Here is a 19,728-nt window from a genome sequence, read left to right as displayed (position 1 = left end):
GCGATGCCGGCGGGCGGGGTCGCGGCCGCGGTCTCCGGCACGGGGCCGGCCGGCGGCCGCGACGGCGGCGGATGCGCGCGGCGCTCAGGCCGGGATTTCGGCCGACAGCGCGATCGCGCGGTCGACCATCTGTGGCGCGAGGCCGAGATAGTTCGCGGGATCGGTGAGGCGGTCGATGGTCGCGCGGTCGAAGTGCTTCGTGACCTCGGGCAGCGCCGCGAGCGCCTCGGCCAGCGTGCCGCCGTGCTCGTTGACGGTGCGGCAGGCGTCGTAGACCACGTCGTGCGCCTGCTGGCGGCCGATGTGCGGCGCCATGCCCATCATCACGGCCTCGGCCACGATCAGCCCGCGGCTGATGCCCAGGTTGTGCTTCATGCGCGCGGCGTCGACGATCAGCCCGCCGAGGGCGAACTTGGCCTGGTGCAGCGCGCCGGAGGTCAGGATGAAGCTCTCGGGGATGGCGATCCACTCGGCGTGCCACGGGCCGGTGGCGCGCTCGAAGTCCTGCACCATCGCGTCCACCATCAGCCCGGCGTGCTGGCGCACCGCCTTGGAGGCCGCCAGCATCAGCTCGCTGGAGATCGGGTTGCGCTTCTGCGGCATCGTGCTCGACGCGCCCCGGCCCTTGACGAAGGGCTCGTAGACCTCGGCGAACTCGGTCGACGCCATGATCATGATGTCCAGCGCGATCTTGCCGAGCGAGCCGGTGACCAGCGCCAGCAGGTTGACGGCCTCGGCGAAGCCGTCGCGCGCCACGTGCCAGGTCGTCGCCGGCACGCCCAGGTCGAGCTCCTCGGCCATGGCCTTCTGCACCTCGAAGCCCTTGTCGCCCAGCGACGCCAGCGTGCCGGCGGCGCCCGCGAACTCGACCACCGCGACGCGCGGGCGCAGCTCGGCGATGCGCTGCTGGTGGCGGTCGAACATCGCCAGCCAGATCGCGACCTTGTAGCCGAAGGTCACAGGCAGCGCCTGCTGCAGGTGGGTGCGCCCGGCCATCGGCGTGTCGCGGTGCTTCTTGGCCAAGGCGGCGAGGATGCCGCGCAGCTCGCGGATGTCGGCGTCGATGTCGTCAAGCGCGTCGCGCACCTGCAGCGCCACGGCGGTGTCCATGATGTCCTGCGTGGTCGCGCCCCAGTGCACGTAGCGGCCGGACTCGCCGCACATCGCCACCAGCTGGTGCACCAGCGGCAGGATCGGGTAGCCGACGATGTCGGTCTCGTGGCGCATGTGGTCGAAGTCGATGCGCTCGATCTTCGATTCGCGCGCGATCGCCTCGGCCGCCTCGGCCGGGATCACGCCGCAGCGCGCCTCGGCCTTCGCCAGCGCCACCTCGGCGTCGATGTAGCGCTGGATCAGCGCGCCGTCGGAGAAAATCCGGCGCATCTTCTGCGTGCCGAAGGCATCGCGGAACAGGATGGAATCGACGACCGTGCTGGCCATCGGAAGGGAAGGGGTCGACATGGGTTGCCTCTTGTCTGCGAACGGTGGGTGGAGGACGGATCTCTCGATGGACCTATATATGTCCGAACATATTGGACTCTAATATGTTCGGACATAACTACAACTCGGGGTTAACCCGCAATCAATGAACGACTCGTCCGCACCCGCGACCCCCAAGGCCAATGCCACCAACATCGCCCGCCACCTGACCGACGCCATCACCTCGGGGCATTTCCAGGTCGGCGCGCTGCTGCCGACCGAGCTCGCGCTGTGCCGGCACTACGACACCAGCCGCCACACCGTGCGCGCCGCGCTCGCCGAACTGCAGCGCGTGGGCCTGGTGTCGCGGCGCAAGAACGTTGGCACGCGCGTGGTGGCGTCGCGCCCGCGCGCGGGCTTCCGGCCGTCGCTGGCCTCGGTCGACGACCTGGTGCAGTTCGGCGCCGAGCACCTGCGCGTGGTGCAGTCCATCGGTCCCGTGACGGCCACCGGCGATCTGGCGCGCGAGCTGGGCTGCGCCGACGGCACGGCTTGGCTGCGCTTCTCCACGCTGCGCCAGGTCGGCGACGGCGACGAGGCGCCGATCGGCTGGAGCGACGTCTACGTCGACCCGGCCTACGCCGACCTGGTCGAGGTCGTGCGCGCCTCGCCGGACGTGCTCATCAGCACCCTGATCGAGGAGCGCCACGACCGCCACATCGCCGAGATCCACCAGGACGTGCGCGCCTGCGCCGTCGACGACATCGCGCTGGCGCGGGCGCTGCGGCTGGCGGTCGGCACGCCCGCGCTGAGGATCGTGCGGCGCTACTTCGACGCGGCGGGCGAGCTGTTCGAGGTGTCGGTGTCGGTGCACCCGGCCGACCGGTTCTCGGTCTCGATGCGGCTGCAGCGCTCGGCGTCCTGAAGAGCGGCTTTGGTCTCCCTCTCCTTTCGGGAAAGGGCGGGGATGAGGGCCGCGGCGGTGGTTCGGATGTGGCTGTGCCGACGGCCCGTGCCCCTCACCCCGGCCCTCTCCCCGGTGGGGAGAGGGAGCAAACGCGGAGCCGCCGCGCAGCTTGTGATGGGCATTGCTGGCGCGGCGGTCGGGTTTGACTCCCTCTCCCTCCGGGAGAGGGCGGGGGTGAGGGCCGCGGCGGTGGTTCGGGTGTGACGGTGACGACGGCCCGTGCCCCTCACCCCAGCCCTCTCCCCGGTGGGGAGAGGGAGTAAACGCGGAGCCGCCGCGCAGCTTGTGATGGGCATTGCTGGCGCGGCGTTCGGGCTTGACTCCCTCTCCCTCCGGGAGAGGGCTGGGGTGAGGGCCGCGGCGGTGGTTCGGATGTGGCGGTGATGACGGCCCGTGCCCCTCACCCCAGCCCTCTCCCCGGCGGGGAGAGGGAGTAACGCGGGACCGCCTTTCAGCGTCCGGCGGGCGCGATCGGCAGTGGCAGCCCGCGCTCGCGCATCACGTCGCGCAGCACGTCGGGCCGGTCCGTGATCAGGCCGTCGACGCCCAGGTCGATCAGGCGGGCCATCTGCGCGGGGTCGTTCACGGTCCAGGGCACCACGCCCAGGCCCAGCGCGTGCGCCTCGCGCACGTCGGCGGCCGTGACGTCGCCGGCGGCGGGCGACCACGTCACGGCGCCAGCGCTGGCGGACCGCTTCCCATTCGAGCCCGAGCCGGTGTTCGAATCCCCACCCGGATCGATGCCGGCGCCCGAGCCGGGTCCGGCCGCCGCCTGCACCAGCGCGGGCGTGGACGCGAAGTCGGCCGCGTCGAGCCCGGCGGTCCAGCGGCGGTCGCGCAGGTTGCCGCGCGTGCTGGTGAGGTAGGCGCGCGGCAGCATCGGCATCAGGGCGCCGGCCAGTGACAGCGTGCGCCAGTCGAAGCTCTGCAGCGTCACGCGCCGCGCCATGCCGGCGCGTTCGATCTCGGCGAGCAGGGCGCGCACCATGGCCTCGGGCGGCGCGGTGGCGTCGGGCCGCGTGGGGTCGATCTTGGTCTCGATGTTGAAGCGCACGCGGTCGGCGCCGCGCGCGGCCACGAGGGCGAACACGGCCGCGAGCGTCGGCACGCGCTCGCCGTCCCGCGCCGCCTGGTCGGGGAACTGGCGCGCGTACGCGGTGCCCGGCCGGATGCGACCGACGTCGTGGCGCTGCAGCTGCGCCAGCGTCATCGAGCGGATCGACGGGCCGTCCCCGGCCAGCCAAGCGCCCTCGGCATCGCGCGTGTGCGCGGCGTTGAGCGCGGTGTCGTGCGACACCACCACCACGCCGTCGGCCGTCAGCGCGACGTCGAGTTCCAACGTGTCGACACCCAGCCGCAACGCGCCGTCGAAGGCCGCCAGCGTGTTCTCCGGCCACAGCCCGCGCCCGCCGCGATGCGCCTGCAGCTCCAGCGCCGGCGCGCCGCTCGCGCCCAGGGCGAGCAGCGCCGCCATCGCCAGGCCGAGGACGCCGCGGCAACGGCTTCGCCGGGCCGCTGGTGTCGTGCCTTGGAGGGGGTGGGTGCCGCTACTCACAGCGAGCGAGCCTGGGAGTGAGTCGAGGACACCGCGGAACTGGCCTCGCCAGGCCGCCGGTGTCGCCCCCTGGAAGGGGGTGGGCGCTGCCACACGAAGTGGTCAAGCCTGGGGGTCATTTGAGTTCTACCTTGATGTCGTCTTCCTGGACCGTGATCGCGCCGATCTCGTAGGTCTTGCGCCCGACCGTCAGGTCCTCGGGCTTGAAGGTCAGCAGCGGGTAGTCGCGCAGCAGTTCCTGCGCGACCAGGCCGCCGATGCGCTGCAGGCGCTGGGCGTCGGCGCCGCTGATGCCCTGGAGCTCGATGCGGTCGGCCTTGGGCTGGTCGAGCCGCACGGCGCGCGCGGCGGCGTCGTAGCGCAGGGCGCTGCTGAGGGTCACCACGCCGTCGATGCTCGAAGGCTGCATCAGCGGGCTGCCGATGGTCATGCGCGCGGTGATGGCGGCGCGGTTGCTGGGTGCGTCCAGACCCAGCTGCGGGTCGCGCAGGTCGACGGTGAACAGCTCGGCGTAGCGCTGGCGCACCGGAAAGCGCCTGGCGATCTGCGCCTGCATCTCGGCGCGCGTGGCCGTGTACTCGCTCAGGAAGAAATTGAAGCCCGCGAGGGCCGGCAGCGCGGGCAGGGCCACACCGCCGGCGGCGAGCCGGACCAGGAAGCGGCGACGGGAAGCGGCGAGGGAGGAGGGGATGGAAGCGGAGTGGGTGCGTGGATGCATGGCGGGTCGGAGCTTGCCACGGCGCGGCGAGTTCCGGCCGCCGCGCCCGGCGTCGCGCACGCCCGCAAGGCGCGTCGCCTGCGCGACGGTGGTCGGGGCTTGCCCGGTGCCCGACGCCGGCCGGGCGTCGTAGTCTTCCCGGTTCTCTGGAGACTTCATGGACCGTCCGCACCTCAAGTTCTGGCCCCGGCGCGTGCCGCACGCGATCACCGTGCCGGCGACCTCGCTCTGGCACAACCTCGCCACCTCGGCCGCGCGCTATCCCGACAAGGACGCGCTGGTGTTCTTCGGCCGCGCCGTCAGCTACCGCGACTTCGCCGACCAGGCCGAGCGCCTGGCCGGCACGCTGCACGCGCTGGGCGTGCGGCGCGGCGACCGCGTGGTGCTCGACATGCAGAACTGCCCGCAGCTGGTGATCGCGCATTTCGCGATCCTGCGCGCCAACGCGGTGGTCGTGCCGGTCAACCCGATGAACCGCGCCGAGGAGCTCAAGCACTACATCGTCGACCCCGACGCCAAGGTCGCGATCACCACCGGCGACCTGGCGGGCGAATTGGCCAAGGCCAGCAACGAGCTGCCGCCGGCGCAGCGCCTCGCGCACCTGATCGTCACGCAGTTCACCGACGCCTTCGACCGCGACGTCGTCGGCGAGGAGGCCCCGGCGCCGGCCTGGCGCGACTGGCTCACGAAGGACTACCCGCTGCCCGCGCTCGACGGCGGCGAGTGCCTGCACTGGCGCGACGCGCTGGCCGCCGGCCACGCGCCGCCCGCGCACGTCGTGGGCGCGGCCGACATGGCGCTGCTGCCCTACACCAGCGGCACCACCGGCCTGCCCAAGGGCTGCGTCCACCCGCATTCGAGCCTGATGGTCAACGCCGTCGCCAGCCAGCTGTGGGGCGCCGTGTCGGCCGAGGTCGTGGTGCTGGCGGTGGTGCCCATGTTCCACATCACCGGCATCGTCAGCATGATGCACACCGCCATCTACGCCGGCGGCACGCTGGTCGTCATGCCGCGCTGGGACCGCGAGGTGGCCGGCCGGCTGATCTCGGTGCGCCGCATCACCAACTGGACCAACATCCCCACGATGGTGATCGACCTCATGTCGAGCCCCAATCTGGACAGCTTCGACCTGGGCAGCCTGACCTACATCGGCGGCGGCGGCGCGGCCATGCCGCAGGCCGTGGCCCAGCGGCTGTTCGAGCGCTACGGCCTGCGCTACCAGGAGGGCTACGGCCTGACCGAGACCGCCGCGCCCTCGCACGCCAACCCGTTCGAGCATCCCAAGCAGCAGTGCCTGGGCATCCCGTTCGTGGGCGTCGACTCGCGCGTGGTCGATCCGGACACGCTCGCCGAGATGCCCGTGGGCGAGTCCGGCGAGGTCGTCACGCGCGGCCCGCAGGTGTTCCAGGGCTACTGGAAGCGGCCCGACGCCACGGCGGCCGCCTTCGTCGAGATCGACGGCCAGCGCTTCTTCCGCACCGGCGACATGGCCCGGGTCGACGAGGACGGCTACTTCTTCATGACCGATCGCTTGAAGCGGATGATCAACGCCAGCGGTTTCAAGATCTGGCCGGCCGAGGTCGAACTGCTCATGTTCAGGAACCCGGCGATCCAGGAGGCCTGCGTGATCTCGATGAAGGACGCCTACCGCGGCGAGTCGGTCAAGGCGGTCGTCGTGCTGCGGCCGACGCACCGCGACACCACCGAGCAGCAGGTCATCGACTGGTGCCGCGAGCACATGGCGGTCTACAAGATCCCGCGCGAGGTGCAGTTCGTCGACGCGCTGCCCAAGAGCGGTGCCGGCAAGGTGATGTGGCGTCTGCTGCAGGAGAGCGAGACGGCCAAGGGTACGTAACTTGCTTGCCCCGGGGCTTCAATCACAGGAGCCTTTTTCCCCATGAGCCGCAACGACGTCACCGAGAAGATCATCACCGCCAAGGTCCTCAAAGGCATCAGCTGGGCCACCGTCGCCGAGAAGGTCGGCCTATCCAAGGAATGGACCACGGCCGCGTGCCTGGGCCAGATGACCTTCACGGCCGAGCAGGCCGACGTCGTCGCCGAGCTGTTCGACCTCGACGCCGACGACCGGAAGTGGCTGCAGGCCGTGCCGTACAAGGGCTCGCTGCCCACCGCCGTGCCGACCGATCCGCTGATCTACCGCTGGTACGAGATGGTCAACGTCTACGGCACCACCATCAAGGCGCTGATCCACGAGGAGTTCGGCGACGGCATCATGAGCGCGATCGACTTCTCGATGGACATCCAGCGCCAGGCCGACCCCAAGGGCGACCGCGTGCAGGTCGTGCTGTCGGGCAAGTTCCTGCCGTACAAGACCTACTGAGCGGCGTCCGCCACCGGGAAGCCCTGCGCGCGGCAGGGCTGCGGGCTTGTCCTACGGAGCCGGCGGGGTGCCGTCGATGACACTCGGGCGGACCCACGGAGACCCGGAGAACTTATGACGTACCCCCGGCCTCAGGCGCCGACCGCCAGCGCGCTGCGCGATGCCTTCCGCGACGTGCGCGCCGAAAGCCTGGCCCGCGCCGCGCCGCTCTCGCCCGAAGACCAGTGCATCCAGTCGATGCCCGATGCGAGTCCCACCAAGTGGCACCTCGCGCACACCACCTGGTTCTTCGAGACGGTGCTGCTGCAGCCCCACCTGCGCGACCATCGCGCCTTCGACGAGCGCTTCAACTTCCTCTTCAACTCGTATTACGAGGCCCTCGGCCCGCGTCATCCGCGGCCGCAGCGCGGCCTGCTGACGCGCCCCTCGCGCGACGAGGTGCTGGCGTACCGGGCGCATGTCGACGAGGCCGTCGAGCGATTGTTCGACCAGGCGCAGCACGACGCCGCGCTGTGGAACGCCATCGAGCCGATCGTCTCGCTCGGTCTGCAGCACGAGCAGCAGCACCAGGAGCTGCTGGTCACCGACATCCTGCACGCCTTCTCCTGCAACCCGCTGCTGCCGGCCTACCAGCCGGCTTCGGCGCCCGTGCTGCGGCTCGCCTCGGCGGCGCCGTCGACGCGCTGGCTGGCGCACGCCGGCGGCCAGGTGCCGATCGGCCATGCCGGCGACGGCTTCGCCTTCGACAACGAGACGCCGCGCCATACCGCCTTGCTGCAGCCGCACGCCATCGCCGACCGGCTGGTGACCTGCGGCGACTACGCCCGCTTCGTCGCCGACGGCGGCTACCGCAATCCCGCCCTGTGGCTGTCCGACGGCTGGGCCATGGTGCGCGCGCAGGGCTGGCAGGCGCCGGTCTACTGGATCGAGGCCGGCGACCCGCGACTGGCCGGCCACGCGCAGGGCGGTCCGGCCGACTGGCACGTCTTCGGCCTGCACGGCGTGCGCCCGCTCGACCCGCACGAGCCGGTCTCGCAGCTGAGCCTGTACGAGGCGGCCGCCTATGCCGAGTGGGCCGGTGCCCGCCTGCCGACCGAGTTCGAGTGGGAGGCGGCCAGCGCCGATCCGGCGTTCCGGCAGGCCACCGGCCACGTCTGGCAGTGGACGCGCTCCTCCTACGACCCGTACCCCGGCTTCCGTCCGGCGCCGGGCATCGCGGCCGAATACAACGGCAAGTTCATGATCGGCCAGCTGGTGCTGCGCGGCGGCAGCGTCGCCACGCCGGAGGGCCACACGCGGCCGAGCTATCGCAATTTCTTTCCGCCCGCGGCACGCTGGCAGTTCACGGGGCTGCGGCTCGCCAAGGATCTCTGAATGCGAGGAACTCCTCATCACGCCGCAGCCACCGCCGCGGCCCAGACGCTCGCCGCGCCGGCGTCCGCCGAAGCCACCACGCCGACGTCGTCCGAGTTCGCGCGCGACCTGCGCGCCGGCCTGTCGCGCCCGGTGCGCGGCATCTCGCCCAAGTTCTTCTACGACGCCCGGGGCTCGGCGCTGTTCGACGGCATCTGCGACCTGCCCGAGTACTACCCGACGCGCACCGAATTGCGCATCCTGGCCGACTCGGCCCCGGAGATCGCCGCGCACATCGGGCCGCACGCCGAGATCATCGAGTTCGGCGCCGGTTCGCTGACCAAGGTGCGCCTGCTGCTCGACGCGCTGGACGCGCCGCGTCGCTACGTGCCCATCGACATCTCCGGCGACCACCTCGAAGGCGCCGTGGCGCGCCTGCGGGCCGACTACCCCGGCCTCGTGGTGCAGCCCGTGGCGGCCGACTACACGATGCCCCTGGTGCTGCCCGCGCCGGGCGAGGGCACCGGCCGGCGCGTCGGCTTCTTCCCGGGTTCCACGCTGGGCAACTTCACGCCCGACGAGGCGCTGTCGTTCCTGCAGCTGGCCGCGCGGCTGCTGCGCGGCGGCGGTCTGCTGCTGGGCGTCGACCTGGTCAAGGACCCGGCCGTGCTGCACGCGGCCTACAACGACGCCCGGGGCGTGACGGCCGCCTTCAACCTCAACCTGCTGCACCGCGCCAACGCCGAGCTGGGCACCGACTTCGACGTCGAGGGCTTCACGCACGCCGCGTTCTACAACGCGCCGCACCGGCGCATCGAGATGCACCTGGTCAGCCGCCGCCGGCAGACCGTGACGCTCGACGGCGAGCGCTTCGAGTTCGCCGAGGGCGAAACCCTGCACACCGAGAACTCGCACAAGTTCACCGTCGACGACCTGCGCGCCCTGGCGGTCAAGGCCGGCTTCACGCCGCGCGCGGTCTGGACCGACGCGGACCGGCTGTTCAGCGTCCACTGGCTGCAGGCGCCCGTCGCGGCACAATAGAAGCAGTCAACACGCACCCGATGCACGCACCCGCGCCGCGCTCCGCGGCGCCCTGGAGATCCCCATGAAAGCAACCTGGAACGGCGCCACCATCGCCGAGAGCGACGACATCGTCGTGCTCGAAGGCAACCACTACTTCCCGATCGACTCGCTCAACCGCGAGCACGTCACCTTCAGCAACCACCGCACCACCTGCCCCTGGAAGGGCGCGGCGAACTACTACTCGCTGCTGGTGAACGGCGAACTCAACGCCGACGCGGCCTGGTACTACGCCGACCCCAAGCCCGAAGCCGACGAGATCAGGAACCGCGTCGCCTTCTGGAAGGGCGTGAAGGTCGAGGCGTGAGTCCACGGGGCGTCCGCCCGGCACGGCCATGACCGCCGCCTTCGCGCCACCTGCCGTCGCGCCCGCCGAGGTCGCCGGGCTGCTCCGGACCCAGGGCTACGCGGTGCTCGACCCGCAAGGCGTCGCCGAGTGGCTGGGCCTGCCGCTCGATGCGCTCGACCCGCTGCGCGCCGACTGGGATGACCTGCCGCCCGACGCCTACCTGAAGGACGGCGGCCGCTACCGGCAACGCCGCCACGCCTGCTTCACGGTCGAAGGCGACGTCGTCGCGCCGGTCGCGCAGCGGGCGCACTGGCAGCCGGTCGAATACAACGCCCTGCACGGCGGCATGCACCGCTGGTTCGCGCCCATGAAGGCCGAGAGCGTGGCGCTGCCGGCCTGGCGGCGCCTGATGACCCGCCTCGCCGACGTCGCCAGCGAGCTCTACGGCGTGCGGCGCTGGTTCGTCGAGGCGCACCAGTTCCGCATCGACACCGCCGGCGGCATCGGTCGCCCGACGCCCGAGGGCGCGCACCGCGACGGCGTCGACCTGGTCGCCGTGATGCTGGTGGCGCGCGAGGGCATCCGCGGCGGCGAGACGCGCGTCTTCGAGGCCGACGGCCCGCGCGGCGAGCGCTTCACGCTGACCGCCCCCTGGAGCCTGCTGCTGCTCGACGACGCCCGCGTCATCCACGAATCGACGCCGATCCAGCCATTGGCCGACCGCGACGGCAACCACCACGCCGGGGGCCACCGCGACACGCTGGTCGTCACCTGCCGCCGGGACGGGTTCCAGGGCGCCACGCAGGCAGGGTAAATTGCGGCTTTTGGCTCTAGTTCCGGAGGTCCGTCCATGTTCAATCACATCCTGGTTCCCATCGATGGCTCCGAGACCTCCATGCTGGCGGTCAGCAAGGCCTCCGGCCTGGCATTGGCTTTCGGCAGCCGCATCACGCTGATCCACGTCATCGACAACTACCCGTTCATCGGCGTCGGCGCGGACTACGCGCTGGGCCAGAACGAGTACCTCGCCGCCGCCACGGCCGGCGCCCGCACGGCGCTCGCCCACGGCGTGCAGGCGCTAGCGGCCGAAGGCCTGCACAGCGACCAGCGCGTGGTCGACGGCCACGTCGTGCACGAAGGCATCGTCGACACCGCCGTCGGCCTGGGCGCCGACCTCATCGTGATGGGCTCGCACGGCCGCACCGGGATCGAGAAGCTGCTGCTGGGCAGCGTCACGCAGCGCGTGCTGCAGGACGCGCCGATGCCGGTGCTGGTGGTCAAGGGCCATTGAGGCCATGCCGGCGACGGACCCCGCGCCGGCGGATCAGAAGGGCACCGGGCTCTCGAAACGCAGCGACTCGCCCGTGGCCGGATGCCGCAACGCCAGCACGCTCGCATGCAGCAGCAGGCGCGGCGAGCGACCGCGCACGGCGGCGTCGCCGTAGAGCGCGTCGCCCAGGATCGGGTGGCCGATCGACGCCAGGTGGACCCGCAGCTGGTGCGTGCGGCCGGTGAGCGGCTTCAGCAGCAGCCGGCTCGCACGGCGCTCGGGCCATGCTTCCAGGACGCGCCAGCGCGTGAGGCTGGGCTTGCCGGCGGCGTCGATCACGCGCAGCGGGCGACGCGGCCAATCGGGCGCGATCGGCGCGTCGATCGTCGACCAGCCCGCCGCGTCCGGCGCGGTCGCGACCGGCACGCCGTCGACGATGGCCTCGTAGTGCTTGTCGACCTCCCGGTCGGCGAAGGCGTCGCCCAGTGCGCGCTGCGTGGCCGCGTCGCGCGCCATCAGCACCAGGCCGCTGGTGGCCATGTCGAGCCGGTGCACGATCCGCGCCTCGGGCCAGCGGGCGAGGGCGCGCGCGCTCAGGCAGTCCTGCTTGTCGACGCCGCGCCCGGGCACGCACAGCAGGCCGGCGGGCTTCTCCAGCACCAGCAGGTGGGCGTCCTCGTGGTGGGCGAACGGAGCGGTCATGGGCTATTCTCGATCGGATGTCCGACGCCGCTCCCGCTTCCGGTTCCGCCTCCACGGTCCCATTGCCTCCCACCTTCACCGACCTGACCCGCGAGCGTCCCTTCATGCGCATGTGGATGGCGCGGCTGTTCGGCACCGCGGCCAGCCAGATGCTGCTGGTGGCGATCGGCTGGCACATGTACGACCTCACGGCCAGCGCCTGGGACCTGGGGCTGGTCGGGCTCTACCAGTTCGTGCCGGCGCTGGTGCTGGCGCTCTACGCCGGCCACATCGTCGACCGCCACCATCGCGGACGCATCGTGGCGGTGTGCTTCGCGGTGCAGGGGCTGGTCGCGCTGGCGCTGCTGCTGGCGCACGTGGAGGGCCACGATTCGCGCGCCCTGCTGCTGGGGTTGTCGGTGGTGCTGGGGGCGGTGCGCGCCTTCCAGATGCCGGCCCAGCAGGCGCTCACGCCGATGCTGGTGCCGCCGGTGATGCTGCCGCGCGCGATGGCCTTCAGCTCGGCGGGCATGCAGGGCGCGATCATCGGCGGCCCGGCGCTCGGCGGGCTGCTGTTCGCCGCCGGCACCGGCGTGGTCTACGGCGCGAGCGTGGCGCTGTTCGCGGTCGGCGGGGTGCTGGTGGCGGGATTGCGCTACGTGCAGCCGGCGCGCGTGCGCGAGCCGGTGACGCTGGCGACGGTCTTCGCCGGCGTCGACTTCATCTGGCGCCGCAAGCCCGTGCTGGGCGCGATCTCGCTGGACCTCTTCGCCGTGCTGCTGGGCGGCGCGGTGGCGCTGCTGCCGATCTACGCGCGCGACATCCTGCACACCGGCGCCTGGGGCATGGGCCTGCTGCGCAGCGCGCCGGCCGTGGGAGCGCTGGTGGCGTCGGTCTGGCTGACGCGCCGGCCGATCGAGCGCCGGGTCGGGCGCACCCTGCTGATCGCGGTGGCGGCCTTCGGCGTGTGCATGGTGGTGTTCGGCCTCTCGCGCAGCTTCATGATCTCGCTGGTGGCGCTGGCGGTCTCGGGCGCGGCCGACATGGTCAACGTCGTCATCCGCCAGACATTGGTGCAGCTGGAGACGCCCGACGCCATGCGCGGCCGCGTCAGCGCGGTCAACTCGATCTTCATCGGGGCGAGCAACCAGTTGGGCGAGTTCGAGTCCGGCGCCACGGCGGCGCTGCTGGGACCGGTGGGCTCGGTGGTGCTGGGCGGCTTGGGGACGGTGGGCGTGGCGCTGGCGTGGTTCAAGCTGTTCCCGTCGCTGGCCCGGCGCGACCGCCTGGTGTCCTAGGCCGAGGACCTCACAGCAGCGGCGACGTGATCTCGATGTCGCCGAGGGGTTCCGCCACGCAGGGCAGGAACCAGCCCTCGACCTTCTCCTCGGCGCTGAGGCCGGGCCATTCGATGGTGTGGCGCACCCGGCCGGCCGTCAGCAGGCAGATGCAGGTGCGGCAGGTGCCGTTGCGGCACGAGCTGGGCAGTTCGATGCCGGCGGCCTCGGCGGCGCGCAGCACGGTCTGCGCCGGCTGGACGGTGAATTCCCGGTCGAGCGGCGACAGGCGCACCCTCATCGGCCGCCGCCCCGGCGCTGCTCGCGCAGCATGAACAGGTACAGGCCCTCGACCTTCTCGCGCGCCCAGGGGGTCTTGCGCAGCAGTTTCAGGCTCGACGCGACGCTGGGGTCGCTGGTGAAGCAGCGCAGCGGGATGCGCTCGCCCAGGCCCTGCCAGCCGTAGTGCGCCTGCAGCGCCGTGACGATGGCCTCCAGCGTCAGGCCGTGCAGCGGATTGCGCGGCTGGGATGCCGGGGCCGCCGCGGTGGCGGCGTCCGGGCGTGGCGGGGTGTCGGCGCTCACCGGATGTCGGTCCGCGGTCCGCTCACTTGTCCTTGAGCTTGCCGCGCGGGATGACGGCGGTGGTCATCGTGCGCACGACGGGTTCGCCGTTGGAGGAGGGCAGCTTGGGCGGCGAGGTGTCCTTCTTCGGTTTCTTGGCTTCCTTGTTGCTGCGTTGCTGACTTTTGGCCATGGAGGTCTCCGGGAGTGCGATGGGGAAAAACGGGAAGGGCAGTTTAGCGGCGCGGCGACAATGGCCGGTCCGCGACGGCGTCCATTCCCCGGGCGCCGTCGCGGAATGCGCCGTGCGCAGCGAACGGGTGCAACGTGCCCCGGGCCGGCCTCGCCGGCCGTTCGCGATCTCGCCGGCCCACGGACCCCGCGTCCGTGTCCCGTCTCACCGTCCTTCCTCTTTTTTTCTGTCTGTCCGCCATGTCCGATTACGAAGTTCGCCCCGCCACGATGCGCGATGCCAGGGCCATCGCCGAAGTCCACGCCGCCGCCGCGGCGGCTGCCTATGCCGGCATCCTCCCCGACGACGAACTGCGCGCCCTGGCCCCCGCCACGCGCGAATCCAAGTGGCGCGAGGCGATCGAGTTCAGCGAGCCGCAGGTGCAGGTCGCCGTCGCGGGCGCCGAGGTCGTCGGCTTCGTCGGCTTCGACCGCTCGCGCGATCCCAAGACGCCCTCGACCACCGGCGAGATCTGGGCGCTCCACATCAAGCCCGAGCACTGGGGCAAGGGCGTGGGCGTGGCGCTCTGGGACGCCGCGCGCGAGGGCCTGGAGGACGAGGGCTGCACCACCGTCACGCTGTGGGTGCCGCTGCGCAACGACCGCGCCATGCGCTTCTTCGAGCTCGCCGGCTTCAAGCGCGAGATGAAGACCGCCAAGACCACCGCGCTGGGCAGCGTCAAGATCGAGGAGATCCGGCTCAAGCGCGGCGTCGTCTGAGTCGGCCGGCCCTGCATCGCGCGCGGCCGTAGGACGGTCGCGGGTCTTCGCCGGGAGGCTGCCGGGCCGCGCTAAGCTGCGCCGCTCTTTTCCTTCCGGTGCTCCCCCTCCATGGCTTCCAGCCTCTTCCTCCTGATCGACGACATCGCGGCCGTCCTCGACGACGTCGCCGTGCTCACCAAGCTCGCGGCCAAGAAGACCGCCGGCGTGCTGGGCGACGACCTCGCGCTCAACGCGCAGCAGGTCTCGGGCGTCAAGGCCGACCGCGAACTGCCAGTGGTGTGGGCGGTGTGCAAGGGCTCCTTCGTCAACAAGGCGATCCTGGTGCCGGCGGCCCTCCTCATCGGCAGCTTCGCCAACTGGGCGATCACGCCGCTGCTGATGATCGGCGGCGCCTTCCTGTGCTTCGAGGGCGTCGAGAAGCTGGCCCACAGGTTCCTGCACCCCAAGGCGCGCGCGGACGACGAGGCGCGCCTGGCGCGCGCCGTGGCCGACGAGAAGGTCGACGTCGTCGCGCTGGAGAAGGACAAGGTCAAGGGCGCCATCCGCACCGACTTCATCCTGTCGGCCGAGATCATCGTCATCACGCTCGGCACCGTGGCCGGGCAGGCCTTCGGCACCCAGGTGACGGTGCTGGTGGGCATCGCGCTGGCGATGACCGTCGGCGTCTACGGGCTGGTCGCGGGCATCGTGAAGCTCGACGACGCCGGCCTCTATCTCAGCCAGCGCCCCGGCGCCGGCGCGCGCGCCCTGGGCCGCGGCATCCTGACCGCGGCGCCGTGGCTCATGAAGGCGCTGTCGGTGGTGGGCACGGCCGCCATGTTCCTGGTCGGCGGCGGCATCCTGGTGCACGGCGTGCCGGCGGTGGGACACGCGGTCGAGGCCTGGGCGGCCGGCGCGGGCGGTCTGGTCGGCGGAGTGGGGTCGATGCTCGCCAACGCCCTCGTGGGCATCGCGGCCGGTGCCGTGGTGCTGGCGGTGGTGGAAGGGGCCAAGCGCCTCTTCGGCAAGCATTGAGAAGGGCCGATCCGACCGTGCCGTCGTCCTGCCCTCCGCGCCGCGGCCCCGGTCAGCGCTGGCGCTTCTTCAACCGCTGCAGCAGTTCGCCCGCGACGAGCGCGAGGCCCAGCACCAGCGCGAACCAGCCGACCAGGTACGCGCCGCCGACCATGTCGCGCCACGTCGGGGATTGCAGGAAGCGCGGGCCGAGGAGGACGGCGATGCCGATGATCACGCACAGGATGCCGCGCTCGAGCATGCGCGGCGGTCGGGAGGGTTTCGATGCCATGGCGTGGAGTTTAGGTGCGGCCCCGGCGTGGCGACGCAATCGCGACGGGGTCGCGGAAGGCGACAGGAGGAACGTGCGATGACATCCATCATGGGCAAGACGTCGGCATCACCGCGCGGTCTCCCGCACCGGTACGGCCTTCGCGTCTGGCGGCGTCTGCGGATCGCCGCCGGCCTCGCGACCGCGCTCGCCACGCTGGCCCTGCAGCCGGCGCACGCCCAGCTGCCGCCGCAGGACCCGGCGCTGTTTCCGTCCGCCGCCATGCGCTTCCTCGACGACGAGATGCCGAGGATGGAAGCCGCCGTCCGCGCCGGCGACCGCGACTTCTTCGAAGGCGCCACCGAGCGCATGGTCGCCTTCTCCGAGGACTGGGACTTCAAGGCGCACACCAACCCGGACCTGGCGCCCTACGCGGCCTGCACGGCCGCCGTGTCCGACCTCGTGGTGGTCGGCCTGTGCCGCCTCGTGCCCGGCAGCCCGGTGTGCGAACCCGGCCTGGCGACCCAGTTCACGCGCAACGTCGCGCAGTGCCGGCAGGCCGCCGCGCGCTGAATCCGGACGTCGCATCCCCGGGCGCTCAGAGCGCCGACAGGCGATAACTCAGCTGCAGGCTCACCCGCGTCTTGCGCAGCGGGTTGGTCAGCGACGCGTCGCCGGTCGGCTTGGCCAGGGCCACGTCGATGCTGTAGTGGCGCGCGTCGGACACGCGCAGGCCGAGCGCCACCGAGCGCAGGTCGCGCGGCAGGGGCTCTCCGAGGCGCGTCGAGACGCGGGCCGCCTCCAGCAGCACGTAGGGCTCGACCTGCCGCAGCCATTTCATGTCGAGGCCGAACTGCCGGTTGAGCTCCACGCCCACGCCCCAGCCGGTGTCGCCCGTGCCGTCACCCGACGCGTAGCCGCGGGCGAAGCGCGGGCCGCCGAAGGCGATGCGCTCCGAGGCGGCGAGCGATTGCCCGCTGTACTGCCCGCCGAAGGCCACGCCCGTGCCCCAGCCGCCGGAGAAGCGGTCGCGCTGGCTGGCGTCGAAGGTCACGCGCGTGAAGTCGGTCTGCGCCAGGCCGTCGCCGTTGAGGGCGGCGATGTTGCTGCTCACCGCCGCCCGGGCGCCCAGGCCGTCGATGCCGTGCGCGACCAGGGCGCTGGCGCTGCGGCTGCGCGCCGGCGTCGCGTCGACGTACGCCAGCTGCGCGAACAGGGCGCGCACGCGGGTGTCCTCCCGCAGCGTGACGCCGTTGGCCGGCACCCGGTAGTCGTCGGTGTTGTCGACGGCGTAGAAGCCGCCGTTGACCGTCAGGCTGCCGCGCGTGTCCAGGCGCAGCGGATAACTCGCCGAGAGTTCGGCGCGCTGGTTCGTGTTGTGCCGCTCGAGCGCGGCGCCCGGGCCGAGCCGGGAGTCCGGATAGCCGCTGTAGCGCGTCAGGCTGGTGCGCCAGGCCAGCCCGTCGGCGCCGACCAGCTGCGTGTAGCCGAGCGTGACGAGCTTCTCGCGCGAGAAGTCGCCCACCAGCGTCGAGGCGCTGAGCTGGCCGCCGGCGACGAAGGGGTCGTTCCACACGCCGTTGAGCACGGCGCGCGAGCGTGGCTGGCGCAGGTCGGCGCCGAGCGAGACGTCGTAGGGCTGGCGCTTGACCTTGAGCACCAGTTCGGTCGCGCCGTCGGTGGTGCCGGGCATCGACGCCGTGGCCGCCACCGTCAGGCCCGGCATGCGCGCGAGCAGCTGGGTCACGCGATCGAAGGTGGCCTGCTTCAGGGGCCGCTCGGCCAGCAGCGGCGCGGCGATCTGGCGCAGCTTGGCCTCGGCCGGGCCGGCATCGCCCTCGATGCGCAGGCCGGAGAGGTAGCCCTCGACCGCCACCACGCGCACCACGCCGCCGGCGAAGGTCTGGTCGGGCACGAAGACGAAGGACAGCGGATGGCCGGCGTCCCGGTAGAGCGCGCTGGCCTCGGTGGCGCGCTGCACCAGCTGCGCCGGCGTCGTCGGTTGGCCGGCCAGCGGCGCGAAGAGCGCGGCGACGCGCTCGAAGGGCAGGGCGCGCACGCCCTCGATGTCGAAGCGCGTGGCGGTGAAGGGCTGCTCGAGCCGGCTGCCGGCCGGCCCGGCCGGCGCGCGCAGCTCGACCCGGGGCGCCGGGTCGCGCGGCGTCGGCACGGGGGCCGGTGCCGGCAGCTGGTCGAGCGGATTGCCCGGCCGCGCGTTCTGCGCCTGCAGCGCGGCGGCACCGCCGGCCAGCGCGAGCGCCACGCCGACACGAAGGAGGGTCATCGGCATGGCGACGTCGCTCACTTACTTCGCGACCGTGCGGCCGCCCAGGCCCAGCACCGCGCCGACGCCGACCAGCACGCCGCTGCCGGCGGCATTGCCGCCCGTGGCCGTACCGCCGGTCAGGCCGCCGACCGTGCTGCCGACGGCGCCCACCGTCTGGCCGACCGCCGCGTCGACGCCGCCGACGACGTTGGAGACCGTCGCCGCGACCGGCACCGCCGTCACGGTCGCCACCACCGGCGACACCACGGTCGGCACCACCGACACCACCGCCGGCACGGCCGCGCCGACACCGGAGGCGACGCCGGAGACGAGGCCCGAGGTGATCTGCGTCACCGGCGCCGTCAGGCCGGCCACCGCCCCGCCTGCGCCCGCGCCGCCCGAAAGGACGCCGCCGGCGACACCGCCGACCGTCGACAGCGCGCCGCCGACGACGCCCGAGGTCAGGCCGACGCCGGCACCCACGCCCGCCGATCCCACCAGCGCGCCCACGCCCACGCCGACGCCGGTCACCGGGCTCGCGCCGCCGCCGCCGATGCCCGCGACGTTGCCGATCGCCGTCGGCAGTCCGGCCACGGCGCCGCCGGCGAGGCCGCCCACCGCGCCCGTCACGCCATTGGCGATGCCGGCCACCGTGCCCGGCAGGCCGCCGGCGACGCCGCCGCCCGTGCCGTTCGCGCCCGTCGCCGTGACGAGGCCGCCGACGCTGGCGACCGTCGCGCCCAGGGGCTGCGTGACGGTCGCCAGCCCGCCCGCGGGCAGTTGCTGGAGCCGGGTGCCCACGCCGTCGAGCAGCGCGTTCACCGGCTGGCCGACGCCCGTGCCGTCGCCGATCTGCTGGGTCAGCGTCGGCAGGCTGTCGATGCGCGCGACGACCTGGCTGACGCCGCCCGTGACCTGGCGCACCACGTCCGAGCTGGCCACGGTGTCGAGCTTGTCGGCGAGGAGGCCGACGCCGCCGCCGACCCGGCCCAGCACGTTGCCAGCCGCGTCGGTGACGCCGCCCAGGGGCGTGCCGTCGGCGATCGAGGCGACGAGCACGCCGGTGCTCGACACCGTCGCGCCCGCGCCGTCGACCACGGCCGGCAGGCCGGCGAGCGTCTTGCCGATCGTGTCCTGGCCGGTGCCGAGCTGTCCGAGGCCGCTGCTGATGGCGCTGCCGGCGCTGCCGACCGTCGTGCCGGCGTTGGCCAGCACGCCGCCGAGCGCGTTCTGCGTGCCCGTGCCCGCGCCGCCGAGGACCTGGCCGACGCCGCCGACGACCTGGCCGGCCTTGTCGAGCACCTGGCCGGTGGCCGACGCCACGACGGGGTCGACGCCCGTGCCGTCGCCTGGCACGGTGGTGCCCGGGACGCCGCCCGGAACGCCACCCGGGACGCCGCCCGGAATGTCGATCGAGCCACCGATCGAGCCACCGACCGTGCCGCCCGCACCGCCGACCGTGCCGCCGGCAGTGCCACCGGCGACGTTGGTGCCTTCGGTGTCCTTGTCGCTGGCGGTGCCGCCCATGCCGCCGAAGTTGTCGGCGACGCCGTCCTTGTTGCCGTTGCCCAGGCCGCCCGGCGTGGCACTGCTCGTGCCGCCGGCCGTCGCGCCCAGCTGGCCGCTCGAGGAGCAGCCGGCCAGCGCGGCCAAGGCGGTGGCCACGGCTGCTGCGCAAGCCAGGGACCTGAATCGGGGTTGAGAGAAAACCTTCATGTCCATCTCCTGAA

General features: G+C 72.5%; 22 protein-coding genes. 12 read left to right on the top strand and 10 right to left on the bottom strand.

The features are described 5' to 3' along the window. Positions 1 to 84 precede the first annotated feature (84 nt). On the bottom strand, positions 85 to 1,461 hold the full coding sequence (pcaB, locus tag ABID77_RS04840; protein ID WP_429591656.1) for a 3-carboxy-cis,cis-muconate cycloisomerase: 1,377 nt from the start codon (positions 1,459 to 1,461) through the stop codon (positions 85 to 87). A 124-nt stretch (positions 1,462 to 1,585) separates the two neighbouring features. Between pcaB and ABID77_RS04835 the strand changes: the two genes are divergently transcribed. After that, on the top strand, positions 1,586 to 2,344 hold the full coding sequence (locus ABID77_RS04835; RefSeq protein ID WP_429591653.1) for a GntR family transcriptional regulator: 759 nt from the start codon (positions 1,586 to 1,588) through the stop codon (positions 2,342 to 2,344). Positions 2,345 to 2,837: 493 nt separating this feature from the next. Here ABID77_RS04835 and ABID77_RS04830 read toward each other — a convergent pair whose 3' ends face one another. After that, positions 2,838 to 3,860, bottom strand: a complete 1,023-nt coding sequence (locus ABID77_RS04830; protein ID WP_429593284.1) for a glycerophosphodiester phosphodiesterase — start codon at positions 3,858 to 3,860, stop codon at positions 2,838 to 2,840. Positions 3,861 to 4,056: 196 nt separating this feature from the next. After that, the gene (locus tag ABID77_RS04825; RefSeq protein WP_429591650.1) at positions 4,057 to 4,818 is read right to left on the bottom strand and encodes a DUF1439 domain-containing protein; all 762 of its coding nucleotides are present in this window, start codon (positions 4,816 to 4,818) and stop codon (positions 4,057 to 4,059) included. Here ABID77_RS04825 and ABID77_RS04820 point away from each other — a divergent pair. From ABID77_RS04820 to ABID77_RS04790, 7 genes are all read left to right on the top strand, one after another. Beyond that, positions 4,817 to 6,514: a long-chain fatty acid--CoA ligase gene (locus ABID77_RS04820; protein WP_429591647.1), complete on the top strand. Its 1,698-nt coding sequence runs from the start codon at positions 4,817 to 4,819 to the stop codon at positions 6,512 to 6,514. The two genes, ABID77_RS04825 and ABID77_RS04820, sit on opposite strands and share 2 nt — an antisense overlap. A gap of 42 nt (positions 6,515 to 6,556) precedes the next feature. After that, complete coding sequence (gene cynS / locus ABID77_RS04815; protein WP_429591645.1) at positions 6,557 to 7,000, top strand: cyanase; 444 nt, start codon at positions 6,557 to 6,559, stop codon at positions 6,998 to 7,000. 114 nt (positions 7,001 to 7,114) lie between these two features. Further along, positions 7,115 to 8,374: an ergothioneine biosynthesis protein EgtB gene (gene egtB, locus ABID77_RS04810; RefSeq protein ID WP_429591642.1), complete on the top strand. Its 1,260-nt coding sequence runs from the start codon at positions 7,115 to 7,117 to the stop codon at positions 8,372 to 8,374. Further along, positions 8,375 to 9,394, top strand: a complete 1,020-nt coding sequence (gene egtD, locus ABID77_RS04805) for an L-histidine N(alpha)-methyltransferase (RefSeq protein WP_429591639.1) — start codon at positions 8,375 to 8,377, stop codon at positions 9,392 to 9,394. Positions 9,395 to 9,458: 64 nt separating this feature from the next. Beyond that, positions 9,459 to 9,740, top strand: coding sequence for a DUF427 domain-containing protein (locus tag ABID77_RS04800; protein ID WP_429591637.1), 282 nt, complete (start codon positions 9,459 to 9,461; stop codon positions 9,738 to 9,740). A 28-nt stretch (positions 9,741 to 9,768) separates the two neighbouring features. Beyond that, positions 9,769 to 10,536, top strand: a complete 768-nt coding sequence (locus ABID77_RS04795; protein WP_429591634.1) for a 2OG-Fe dioxygenase family protein — start codon at positions 9,769 to 9,771, stop codon at positions 10,534 to 10,536. Between the two features lie 36 nt (positions 10,537 to 10,572). Beyond that, positions 10,573 to 11,013 (top strand): universal stress protein, encoded by a 441-nt coding sequence (locus tag ABID77_RS04790; protein ID WP_429591631.1) that lies wholly within the window; start codon positions 10,573 to 10,575, stop codon positions 11,011 to 11,013. 33 nt (positions 11,014 to 11,046) lie between these two features. Here ABID77_RS04790 and ABID77_RS04785 read toward each other — a convergent pair whose 3' ends face one another. Continuing rightward, on the bottom strand, positions 11,047 to 11,694 hold the full coding sequence (locus ABID77_RS04785; protein ID WP_429591627.1) for an RluA family pseudouridine synthase: 648 nt from the start codon (positions 11,692 to 11,694) through the stop codon (positions 11,047 to 11,049). A 17-nt stretch (positions 11,695 to 11,711) separates the two neighbouring features. On the opposite strand from ABID77_RS04785, the gene ABID77_RS04780 reads away from it, so the two are divergent. Continuing rightward, positions 11,712 to 12,971: an MFS transporter gene (locus tag ABID77_RS04780; RefSeq protein ID WP_429591625.1), complete on the top strand. Its 1,260-nt coding sequence runs from the start codon at positions 11,712 to 11,714 to the stop codon at positions 12,969 to 12,971. Positions 12,972 to 12,981: 10 nt separating this feature from the next. On the opposite strand, the gene ABID77_RS04775 is transcribed toward ABID77_RS04780, so the two are convergent. From ABID77_RS04775 to ABID77_RS04765, 3 genes are read right to left on the bottom strand one after another with little or no spacing between them, the layout of a single operon-like run. Continuing rightward, complete coding sequence (locus ABID77_RS04775; RefSeq protein ID WP_429591621.1) at positions 12,982 to 13,251, bottom strand: 2Fe-2S iron-sulfur cluster-binding protein; 270 nt, start codon at positions 13,249 to 13,251, stop codon at positions 12,982 to 12,984. Continuing rightward, positions 13,248 to 13,535, bottom strand: a complete 288-nt coding sequence (locus ABID77_RS04770) for a VF530 family DNA-binding protein (protein WP_429591619.1) — start codon at positions 13,533 to 13,535, stop codon at positions 13,248 to 13,250. Before ABID77_RS04770 ends, ABID77_RS04775 begins: the two co-directional genes overlap by 4 nt. 22 nt (positions 13,536 to 13,557) lie before the next feature. Then, positions 13,558 to 13,707 carry a hypothetical protein gene (locus ABID77_RS04765; RefSeq protein ID WP_429591616.1) on the bottom strand — a complete coding sequence of 50 codons (150 nt, stop codon included), beginning with the start codon at positions 13,705 to 13,707 and terminating at the stop codon, positions 13,558 to 13,560. Between the two features lie 239 nt (positions 13,708 to 13,946). Between ABID77_RS04765 and ABID77_RS04760 the strand changes: the two genes are divergently transcribed. Next, entirely contained in the window at positions 13,947 to 14,465 is a 519-nt protein-coding gene (locus tag ABID77_RS04760; protein ID WP_429591613.1) for an N-acetyltransferase family protein, read from the top strand. 111 nt (positions 14,466 to 14,576) lie between these two features. Beyond that, positions 14,577 to 15,482: a DUF808 domain-containing protein gene (locus tag ABID77_RS04755; protein ID WP_429591610.1), complete on the top strand. Its 906-nt coding sequence runs from the start codon at positions 14,577 to 14,579 to the stop codon at positions 15,480 to 15,482. Positions 15,483 to 15,534: 52 nt separating this feature from the next. Here ABID77_RS04755 and ABID77_RS04750 read toward each other — a convergent pair whose 3' ends face one another. Further along, on the bottom strand, positions 15,535 to 15,753 hold the full coding sequence (locus ABID77_RS04750; protein ID WP_429591607.1) for a hypothetical protein: 219 nt from the start codon (positions 15,751 to 15,753) through the stop codon (positions 15,535 to 15,537). Positions 15,754 to 15,831: 78 nt separating this feature from the next. Here ABID77_RS04750 and ABID77_RS04745 point away from each other — a divergent pair, with 78 nt between their 5' ends. After that, positions 15,832 to 16,305: a hypothetical protein gene (locus ABID77_RS04745; RefSeq protein ID WP_429591605.1), complete on the top strand. Its 474-nt coding sequence runs from the start codon at positions 15,832 to 15,834 to the stop codon at positions 16,303 to 16,305. Between the two features lie 25 nt (positions 16,306 to 16,330). Here ABID77_RS04745 and ABID77_RS04740 read toward each other — a convergent pair whose 3' ends face one another. Continuing rightward, a complete protein-coding gene (locus tag ABID77_RS04740) occupies positions 16,331 to 18,016 on the bottom strand; it encodes a ShlB/FhaC/HecB family hemolysin secretion/activation protein (protein WP_429591602.1) in 1,686 nt (561 codons plus the stop codon). Between the two features lie 21 nt (positions 18,017 to 18,037). Beyond that, a complete protein-coding gene (locus ABID77_RS04735) occupies positions 18,038 to 19,663 on the bottom strand; it encodes a collagen-like triple helix repeat-containing protein (protein WP_429591599.1) in 1,626 nt (541 codons plus the stop codon). Between the last annotated feature and the right edge of the window lie 65 nt (positions 19,664 to 19,728).

Origin of the sequence: Variovorax sp. PvP013 (assembly GCF_050435945.1) — a bacterium.
Lineage (GTDB): Bacteria > Pseudomonadota > Gammaproteobacteria > Burkholderiales > Burkholderiaceae_C > Variovorax.
The sequence above is the reverse complement of the archived record's forward strand: the minus strand, read 5'-3'. Positions and strand labels throughout refer to the sequence as shown.

Coding starts and splice junctions, on each gene's coding strand:
- ABID77_RS04795 (WP_429591634.1), top strand. CDS start 9,769: ATGACCGCCGCCTTCGCGCCACCTGCCGTCGCGCCCGCCGAGGTCGCC.
- ABID77_RS04825 (WP_429591650.1), bottom strand. CDS start 4,818: ATGAAGTCTCCAGAGAACCGGGAAGACTACGACGCCCGGCCGGCGTCG.
- ABID77_RS04745 (WP_429591605.1), top strand. CDS start 15,832: ATGACATCCATCATGGGCAAGACGTCGGCATCACCGCGCGGTCTCCCG.
- ABID77_RS04740 (WP_429591602.1), bottom strand. CDS start 18,016: ATGACCCTCCTTCGTGTCGGCGTGGCGCTCGCGCTGGCCGGCGGTGCC.
- ABID77_RS04800 (WP_429591637.1), top strand. CDS start 9,459: ATGAAAGCAACCTGGAACGGCGCCACCATCGCCGAGAGCGACGACATC.
- ABID77_RS04755 (WP_429591610.1), top strand. CDS start 14,577: ATGGCTTCCAGCCTCTTCCTCCTGATCGACGACATCGCGGCCGTCCTC.
- egtD (WP_429591639.1), top strand. CDS start 8,375: ATGCGAGGAACTCCTCATCACGCCGCAGCCACCGCCGCGGCCCAGACG.
- ABID77_RS04785 (WP_429591627.1), bottom strand. CDS start 11,694: ATGACCGCTCCGTTCGCCCACCACGAGGACGCCCACCTGCTGGTGCTG.
- pcaB (WP_429591656.1), bottom strand. CDS start 1,461: ATGTCGACCCCTTCCCTTCCGATGGCCAGCACGGTCGTCGATTCCATC.
- cynS (WP_429591645.1), top strand. CDS start 6,557: ATGAGCCGCAACGACGTCACCGAGAAGATCATCACCGCCAAGGTCCTC.
- ABID77_RS04765 (WP_429591616.1), bottom strand. CDS start 13,707: ATGGCCAAAAGTCAGCAACGCAGCAACAAGGAAGCCAAGAAACCGAAG.
- ABID77_RS04780 (WP_429591625.1), top strand. CDS start 11,712: ATGTCCGACGCCGCTCCCGCTTCCGGTTCCGCCTCCACGGTCCCATTG.
- ABID77_RS04790 (WP_429591631.1), top strand. CDS start 10,573: ATGTTCAATCACATCCTGGTTCCCATCGATGGCTCCGAGACCTCCATG.
- ABID77_RS04750 (WP_429591607.1), bottom strand. CDS start 15,753: ATGGCATCGAAACCCTCCCGACCGCCGCGCATGCTCGAGCGCGGCATC.
- ABID77_RS04830 (WP_429593284.1), bottom strand. CDS start 3,860: ATGGCGGCGCTGCTCGCCCTGGGCGCGAGCGGCGCGCCGGCGCTGGAG.
- ABID77_RS04820 (WP_429591647.1), top strand. CDS start 4,817: ATGGACCGTCCGCACCTCAAGTTCTGGCCCCGGCGCGTGCCGCACGCG.
- ABID77_RS04760 (WP_429591613.1), top strand. CDS start 13,947: ATGTCCGATTACGAAGTTCGCCCCGCCACGATGCGCGATGCCAGGGCC.
- ABID77_RS04835 (WP_429591653.1), top strand. CDS start 1,586: ATGAACGACTCGTCCGCACCCGCGACCCCCAAGGCCAATGCCACCAAC.
- ABID77_RS04775 (WP_429591621.1), bottom strand. CDS start 13,251: ATGAGGGTGCGCCTGTCGCCGCTCGACCGGGAATTCACCGTCCAGCCG.
- egtB (WP_429591642.1), top strand. CDS start 7,115: ATGACGTACCCCCGGCCTCAGGCGCCGACCGCCAGCGCGCTGCGCGAT.